Below are 3,725 nucleotides of genomic sequence, written 5' to 3'. Positions count from 1 at the left end.
CGGCCGCGAGTTCGTGCTCGACCGCGAGGGGCTGCGCGAGCTTCCCGAGGCCGGCTCCCCGGCGGGCCGCGCGGTGCGCGCCGCGCTCGGCATCGACGCGCGCGCCGAGCTCAGGGAGGCGCCCGCGGGGTTCCTCGCCGCGCTTCGCGAACTGCCCGGCTACCGGGTGCCGGATCCCGCGCCGCGCTACGAGCCGCGCGGCGACGGCGGGGTCGTCGCGACAGAGTCGGGGGAGCTGCTCGTCACCCGCGCCGGGCGGGAGGTCCTCGACGCTCTCGCCGCGGGCGGGGACGAGCCCCCGGCGGCAGCCGGCGAGGTTGTCCTGCCGGAGCGCCGGCTGCGCCTCGACGGGGGAGGGGAGGCGATCTGCGCGGCAGGCCCCGAGGGTCGCCCCGAGCGCCGCGCCGAGGCCGGCCCGGGCCGAAGCGCGGAGCTCGCCCCCGGCGACGACGGCTGGGCGGCGGCGAGGCTCAACCACGCGGCGCCCGCCGGGGAAGCGCCAACCGCGGGCGCGGCGGCCTGCCGCCCCCCGGGCGGCGTCGTCATCGTCGCCGCGGCGGGCACCCGCCACGCGGTGCCCGAGCCCGAGGACGCCCAGGCGCTCGGCGCCGGGGAGCCGCCGGAGTGCTTCTGGCCGGCGCTGCGCCTCCTGCCCGAGGGCGCGGAGCTCACCGCCGAGCGCGCCCGGGAGCCGCTCTAGCCACGCCCGGGCGGAGGGACGCCCCGAAGCGGCCTCCCGCGTCGAGGGTAGCCTGTGGGATATGGGTATTGGGACAAAGCTGGTCTCGCTGGCGGGCCGGGTGAGCGACTCCCTGCCGATCGGGCGTGGCCTCGATCCGGTGGACGTCCAGCCGAAGGGCTGGTTCGAGCACGAGCGGGGCGTGGAGCGCCTGCTCGAGAGCTTCCGCGCCGTGCCCGAGGGCGAGCGGGTGCGCCTGGCGAAGAAGACGTCGAACCTGTTCCGCGGCCGCTCCGGCAAGGCCGCCGGGCTGGACGTGTCGGGGCTCGGCGGGGTCATCGACGTCGACCCGGTGGCGAAGACTGCGGACGTGCAGGGCATGTGCACCTACGAGGACCTCGTGGACGCGACGCTGCGCTACGGGCTCGCGCCGTTCGTCGTGCCGCAGCTCAAGACGATCACGCTGGGCGGCGCGGTCACCGGCATGGGCGTGGAGTCGACGAGCTTCCGCAACGGCCTGCCGCACGAGTCCGTCCTCGAGATGGACATCCTCACCGGCACCGGCGAGGTGGTGACCTGCTCCCCAACGAAGAACGAGGACCTCTACCGGGGCTTTCCCAACTCGTACGGCTCGCTGGGCTACGCGGTGCGGCTGCGCATCGAGCTCGAGGAGGTCGAGCCGTTCGTCGCGCTGCGCCACGTGCGCTGCGACTCGCCGGAGGAGCTCGCCGAGGTGCTCGGCGAGGTGGCCGCCAGCGGCTCCTTCGACGGGGAGCGCGTCGACTACCTCGACGGGGTGGCGTTCTCGCCTGAGGAGGCGTACGTCAGCCTGGGCCGCCAGACCGGCGAGCCGGGCCCGGTGTCGGACTACACGGGCGAGAAGATCTACTACCGCTCGCTGCAGCACCCGAAGGGGATCCTGCGCGACCGGCTGACGATCCGGGACTACATCTGGCGCTGGGATGTCGACTGGTTCTGGTGCTCGCGGGCGTTCGGCACGCAGAACCCCACGGTGCGCGCCCTGTGGCCCAGGGACCTGAAGCGCTCGTCGTTCTACTGGAAGCTCGTGGGCCTCGACCGCAAGTACGAGATCGAGTACAACGTCCTCAAGCGGCCCCACGGTGAGCCGCGTACCGAGCGCGTCGTCCAGGACATCGAGGTCACCGTCGACCGGCTGCCCGAGTGGCTCCACTGGTTCTTCCAGGCCTCCGACATCCAGCCGGTGTGGCTGTGCCCGATCCGGCTGCGCGACGGGGTCGACTCCCTCGCCGGTAGGGGAGAGGTGCTCTCCGGCGAGGAGACGCCCTGGCCGCTCTACCCGCTCAACCCCGGGGAGCTGTGGATCAACGTGGGCTTCTGGTCCGGGGTGCCCGGCGACCACGTCTCCCCGGACGCGAAGCCGGGCGCGTTCAACCGCGTTATCGAGGACAAGGTCCGCGAGCTCGGCGGGCACAAGTCCCTCTACTCGGAGGCGTACTACGACAGGGAGGAGTTCGCGGACCTCTACGGCGGGGACGCGCCCGAGCGCCTCAAGGAGGTCTACGACCCCGACGGCCGCTTCCCGACGCTCTACGACAAGACCGTCACCGCGGTCTAGCGCCGTCCGCACCGGGCCGCCGCGGCGTGGCGTGAAGCGAGATACAGTTGCCTACGGTGCCCCCCGGGGCGCCCCGCCCGGGCCGCGCCCCGGCTTTAAGGGCGGCGAAAAAACAAACAACGCGATTAGAAATGGTGGGTCCAGGATTATGGCCTCAGGGTCCTTTCAGCCGATGAGCGTGGCGGAGATCATCGACACGCTGGTCGTGCCGCCCAACCCGTTTTATTGGAAGGCGTTCGACGGCTCGGAGACGGGCTCGCCCGACGCCCGCTTCACGGTGGAGATCACCTCCCCGGACGCGCTCGCCTACGTCGCGACCGCGCCGGGCGACGTGGGGCTCGCCCGCGCGTGGCTCACCGGGGAGCTCAAGGTCGAGGGCGAGCACCTCGCGCACCCCTACGGCATCTTCGACGCGCTGCGCGAGTTCTACGGCCGGGTGCAGAAGCCCAACCTCGCGCAGATCACCCGCATCTTCCGCTCGCTCAAGGCGATGGGCGCGCTGAAGATCCTGCCCGTCCCCGAGGCCGAGACCGCCTCCTGGCTCGAGCGGCGCCTGCGCCAGGGCTTAAGCAAGCACTCCAAGCAGCGCGACGCGGACGTCATCTCCTCCCACTACGACGTGGGCAACGACTTCTACGAGCTGTTCCTCGGCGACTCGATGACGTATACGTGCGCCTACTTTCCCGAGCCGGACAGCACCCTGGAGGCGGCGCAGGACAACAAGCACCGCCTCGTGTTCGACAAGCTGCGCATCGGGGAGGGCGACCGGCTCCTCGACGTGGGCTGCGGCTGGGGCGGCATGGTGCGCTACGCGGCGCGCCGCGGCGTCAAGGCGCTCGGGGTGACGCTGTCGAAGGAGCAGGCCGAGTGGGGCCAGCGCGCCATCGCCGAGGAAGGCCTCGGCGACCTCGCGGAGATCCGCCACCTCGACTACCGCGACGTGCCCGAGGGCGACTTTGACGCGGTCTCCTCGATCGGGCTGCTCGAGCACATCGGCGTCGACAACTACGCCAGCTACTTCAAATTCTTGAACGGCAAGCTGCGCCCGGGCGGGCGGATGCTCAACCACTGCATCACCTACCCGGACAACCACCGCACGCCCAAGGGCGGGTTCATCAACCGCTACATCTTCCCCGACGGGGAGCTCACCGGCTCGGGCACGATCATCCGCAACATGCAGGACAACGGCTTCGAGGTGCTCCACGAGGAGAACCTGCGCTTCGACTACATGCGCACCCTGTGGCACTGGTGCGAGAACCTCAAGGCCAACTGGGACGAGGCCGTCGAGCTCGTCGGCCCGCAGACCGCACGCCTGTGGGGCATGTACATGGCCGGCTCCGAGTGGGGCTTCGAGCACAACGTCGTGCAGCTCCACCAGGTGCTCGGTGTCAAGCTCCTCGAGGACGGCTCGCGCGGCGGGCTGCCCGAGCGGATGTGGTGGCGCGTCTA

3 protein-coding genes are annotated in these 3,725 nt (G+C 71.5%); all 3 read left to right on the top strand.

Annotation, left to right across the window (positions count from 1 at the left end; all coding sequences use genetic code 11):
- Positions 1–700 (top strand): type VII secretion protein EccB (locus HMPREF9719_RS07625; RefSeq protein ID WP_004601412.1); only part of this gene is annotated, 700 nt, incomplete at its 5' end.
- Positions 701–761: 61 nt separating this feature from the next.
- Complete coding sequence (locus tag HMPREF9719_RS07620) at positions 762–2,276, top strand: FAD-binding oxidoreductase (protein WP_004601411.1); 1,515 nt, start codon at positions 762–764, stop codon at positions 2,274–2,276.
- 148 nt (positions 2,277–2,424) lie between these two features.
- Positions 2,425–3,725 (top strand): class I SAM-dependent methyltransferase (locus HMPREF9719_RS07615; protein ID WP_004601410.1); only part of this gene is annotated, 1,301 nt, incomplete at its 3' end.

The sequence above is a fragment of the Corynebacterium otitidis ATCC 51513 genome, from assembly GCF_000296405.1.
In the GTDB taxonomy this organism is placed as follows: domain Bacteria; phylum Actinomycetota; class Actinomycetes; order Mycobacteriales; family Mycobacteriaceae; genus Corynebacterium; species Corynebacterium otitidis.
Note: the sequence above shows the minus strand (reverse complement) of the source record. Positions and strands in the feature narration are given on the sequence as shown.

Excerpts from the sequence above, each read along its gene's own strand:
- HMPREF9719_RS07620 (WP_004601411.1), top strand. The coding sequence starts at position 762 with ATGGGTATTGGGACAAAGCTGGTCTCGCTGGCGGGCCGGGTGAGCGAC.